Consider the following 3,808-nt stretch of genomic DNA (forward strand, 5'->3'; position numbering starts at 1 on the left):
TGTGGTGTTTGGGGTGGCTCGTCGTGTCCTGCTTTGCGCGGGGTCTGGGGCGGGGTTCGCCGGCCTGGGTGAGGCGCGGCCCCGGTGCCCACCGCGCCCCCCCCCCCCCCCCCCCGCGCGGGCTCCTCCACGGTACCGTCCGCGCAGGTCATGGCCGGAGGGCTCAGCGCTGTTCCTGGATGCGGACCATGTTGCCGGCGGGGTCGCGGAAGGCGCAGTCGCGGACGCCGTAGGGCTGCTCGGTCGGCTCCTGGACGACCTCGGCGTCGCCGGCCTGCAGCCGCTCGAAGGTGCCGTCGAGGTCCTTGGTGGCCAGCACGATGATCCCGTAGGTGCCCTTGGCCATCATCTCGGAGATGGTGCGGCGCTCGTCGTCGGTGATGCCGGGGCTGGCGGCCGGCGGGAACAGGACGATGGAGGTGCCGGGCTGACCGGGCGGACCGACGGTGATCCAGTGCATCCCGCCGTATTCGACGTCGTTGCGGACCTCGAAGCCGAGGGCGTCGCGGTAGAAGGCCAGCGAGGCGTTCGGGTCCTCGTGCGGGAGGAAGGTCGAGTGAATGCTGATGTCCATGCCGGTCAGGCTATGTGCGGCCAGATGACGGCGCTTCTCGATTCCTGATCGGTCTGGTCACCTGCTTCGCCACGCACGACGGCATCCCGGCGGTGGCGAGCGCCGCCTGGGTCCGGTAGGCGCTGGGGGGCATGCCGACCAGCTCGGTGAAGCGGGTGCTGAAGGTGCCCAGCGAAGAGCAGCCGACCGCGAAGCAGACCTCGGTGACGCTGAGATCGCCGCGCCGCAGCAGCGCCATGGCGCGCTCGATGCGCCGCGTCATCAGGTAGCCGTAGGGCGACTCCCCGTAGGCGAGCCGGAACTGGCGGCTGAGGTGCCCGGCGGACATGTGCGCGTCGCGGGCGAGCGCCTCGACGTCCAGCGGCTGCGCGTACTCCCGGTCGATCCGGTCGCGAACGCGGCGGAGCCGGGCGAGGTCGCTCAACCGCTGAGGCTCGGATGGTCTGCTGGTCACCTGCGAAATCGTGCCACACGCGACGCCGGGCGGAGCAAGGCGAACGCGGTGCGTCAGCGTTCCTCGAACCACGGGTTCGCAGCGGTGCCCTTGGCTTCGATGAGCTTGGTGCGCCCGTTGCGGCAGAAGGAGAAGTCCCTGCTCCTGAACGGGCTTCCGGACGCGGCGACCGCTTCGACGTGGACCGGGGTGTACTCGCCGACCCCCACGTCGCCGGCGTCAAGAGTTCTCGCTTCCGCGCGGTCGAAGTAAGACGTCCATTCGGTCGAGAACGGTTCGCTGTTCTCGGCACGAACGGTGAACGCGACGGCGAAAGCACCATCGTTGCGGACCGTGACCGACTGGTAGCACGGTTCGAGCAGGGCGCTGGGGTCATCGAGCTCCACCGCCGCCTGAGCGGAGACGCCCGCAGCCATCGGCACAGCGGTGGCCAAGGCACCGATCAATCCGCGATGCAGAGCACGCACGACAAACTCCTCAATACTGGGGAATGCTCCGGAACACGGCGGAGTCAACTGATCCTCGGGGGCCGCGACAACGAAGATGAGGCGCTTTCACCCAATACTCCAACGTCGTCACCTGTCCGAGGGGCCCACGATGCCGACACCGGCCGGGAGCCGGCGGATGGAGGTGCGTGGGCACGCCGCCGGTTGTTGCCAACCCGGGGTCCGGGCCCGCCGCAGCCCTTCACCGAGTCGGGATGTGACGGACCCCACCGGGAAAGGGTGACAGGGTGTTGTCGCGGGAGGTTGCCACTGTCGACGGCATGACGATCACAGATGAGGACTGTCTCGCCGAGACCTTGGCGTTCAACGAAGAGTTCGCTGCCAATGCCGCGAGCCGCCCGGCTCGCGGCAGCACACCGGATGCAGCCCTGCTGGCAGCCCTGCGGCGCAACCGGCTCGGTGGCGACGTGCCGCCGGTCAGACTGCCGCAGGGCCAAGACCGCGTCGTCGAGGGCGGGGTGAAGGTACGAGTCTTCCTGCCGGACGACGTCGACGGCGTGTACCTCCACATGCACGGAGGTGGCTGGGCTTTCGGCTCCGCGGACGGGCAGGACGAGAGGCTCTGGCAGCTCGCCGAGCAGGCGCGGCTGGCCGTGGTGAGCGTTGAGTACCGCCTCGCGCCCGAGCATCCGTTCCCCGCCGGACCTGACGACTGCGAGGCGGCCGCCCGGTGGCTGGTGGGAAGCGCCGCCGCGGAGTTCGGCACCGAACGGCTGCTGATCGGTGGTGAATCGGCCGGTGCCCATCTGAGCGCCGTGACCCTGCTGCGCCTTCGCGACCGGCACGGCATCACCGGCGCGTTCCGGGCGGCCAACCTGCGCTTCGGCGCGTACGACCTGTCGATGACGCCGAGCCAGCGATCGTTCGGGTCGAAGGGGCTGTTGAGCAGCACTGAAACGCTGCGGGGCAGCTATGGGCTGTTCACGCCGGGGATGGGGGCGGAGCAGCGCCGCGACCCCGAGATCTCACCGCTGTTCGCCGATCTGACCGGCGTTCCGCCCGCCCGGATCGTCGTCGGTTCCGAGGATCCGCTGCTGGACGACTCGCTCTTCCTGGCCGCGCGGTGGCAGGCTGCAGGTGCGCGTGTGCAGCTCGGTCTCGTCGCCGGCGCGATGCACGGCTTCACCTTGTTCCCGTTGACCATCACCGAGCGGGAACTGCGCCGGGAGCGGGACTTCCTGTCCGCTGCGTGCCGGTAGCGTCAGCAGCGTGAACCGCACTGCTCGGCTCTACGCGCTCGTGGAGGAGCTGCGCTCGGCGGCACCGCGGCCACTAACGGTCGCTGCGCTCGCCGCGCGATTCGAGGTCAGCACGCGCACGGTTCAGCGCGACCTCCAAGCGCTGATGGAAGCCGGTGTCCCGGTGCGAACCACACCCGGACGAGGCGGGGGTTGGTCGATCGATCCGGGAATGACCTTGCCCCCGATCCGCTTCACCGCCGATGAAGCCTCGGCACTGGCCGTGGCGCTCGCCGCGACCGACACCTGCGCCCCGTACGCAGGCGCGGCCCGAACCGCGGCCCAGAAGATCGCAGCCTCGATGACCGGGTCCGCCTCGGCGGCGGCGCAGGATCTAGCCGCACGGATCGTCGCGCTGCCGTCGCCAGGTGACTCCGCGGTCCGCGCTGCAGTGGAACAGGCCCTCACCGCGAACGCGGTGCTGCGGCTCTCCTACATCGACGCGGCAGGACGCGAGAGCGACCGAGTGGTGGAACCGGCCGGACTGCTGACGGCCAACGGCAACTGGTACCTCATCGCCTGGTGCCGAACTAAGCAGGCCGGTCGAGGCTTCCGGTTGGACAGGATCGGCGCGGCAGCGCCCACGGGTGAGCAAGCGCAACCCCATGATCTGGCGGAACTCCTGCTCGGCTCGGCCGCCGCGGGCGCGGTACAGCCGACAACGCTGGCCGTCCTCACGCCCTCGCGCTGAGAGCCCGAGGGCAGCGTCCTTGCTTTCGGTCCTTTTAGGATAGTTGCGGCTGCTTCCGCAAGGGCGCCATGACCTGGCCGAGCTTCAAGTTCCCGCTACAAGTCGGAACGGAACGGGAACAGCTGCGCAAGTACCACGAACCCCCGAACACGATCCGCTGAGCGTTTTCATCCTGGTCCGCGGTGTCAGGTCAGGTCCCGAACGCACAGGAGTCGTGAGTGCCTGTGGTCGCCACAGCAGCCACAGGCATTCACGACAGTGATGATGTTCGTGGTGACGCTGCTGGCGGGTCTGACCCGACTCACGACTGACGTCTCGACTGTCCTGTTTGGGATTTGTCGGCCC

Annotated in this window: 5 protein-coding genes; 2 read left to right on the forward strand and 3 right to left on the reverse strand. The window is 69.2% G+C overall.

The features are described from left to right. Positions 1 to 163 precede the first annotated feature (163 nt). Genes AC07FN_RS42275 through AC07FN_RS42285 form a run of 3 tightly spaced genes read right to left on the reverse strand, consistent with a single transcriptional unit; the run spans position 164 to position 1,495 of the window. The gene (locus tag AC07FN_RS42275; protein WP_478392199.1) at positions 164 to 574 is read right to left on the reverse strand and encodes a VOC family protein; all 411 of its coding nucleotides are present in this window, start codon (positions 572 to 574) and stop codon (positions 164 to 166) included. Between the two features lie 10 nt (positions 575 to 584). Next, entirely contained in the window at positions 585 to 1,028 is a 444-nt protein-coding gene (locus tag AC07FN_RS42280; RefSeq protein WP_478400751.1) for a helix-turn-helix transcriptional regulator, read from the reverse strand. A 53-nt stretch (positions 1,029 to 1,081) separates the two neighbouring features. Then, positions 1,082 to 1,495 (reverse strand): hypothetical protein, encoded by a 414-nt coding sequence (locus AC07FN_RS42285; RefSeq protein ID WP_478400752.1) that lies wholly within the window; start codon positions 1,493 to 1,495, stop codon positions 1,082 to 1,084. A gap of 299 nt (positions 1,496 to 1,794) precedes the next feature. On the opposite strand from AC07FN_RS42285, the gene AC07FN_RS42290 reads away from it, so the two are divergent. After that, positions 1,795 to 2,733, forward strand: coding sequence for an alpha/beta hydrolase (locus AC07FN_RS42290; RefSeq protein ID WP_478400753.1), 939 nt, complete (start codon positions 1,795 to 1,797; stop codon positions 2,731 to 2,733). Positions 2,734 to 2,743: 10 nt separating this feature from the next. Next, a complete protein-coding gene (locus tag AC07FN_RS42295; RefSeq protein WP_478400754.1) occupies positions 2,744 to 3,463 on the forward strand; it encodes a helix-turn-helix transcriptional regulator in 720 nt (239 codons plus the stop codon). The last annotated feature ends 345 nt before the right edge of the window (positions 3,464 to 3,808 follow it).

It is taken from the genome of Saccharopolyspora sp. NPDC045941 (assembly GCF_056431445.1).

What these genes read in the sequence shown, in the direction of transcription:
- AC07FN_RS42290 (WP_478400753.1), top strand. Translation starts at nt 1,795, where the DNA reads ATGACGATCACAGATGAGGACTGTCTCGCCGAGACCTTGGCGTTCAAC.
- AC07FN_RS42275 (WP_478392199.1), bottom strand. Translation starts at nt 574, where the DNA reads ATGGACATCAGCATTCACTCGACCTTCCTCCCGCACGAGGACCCGAAC.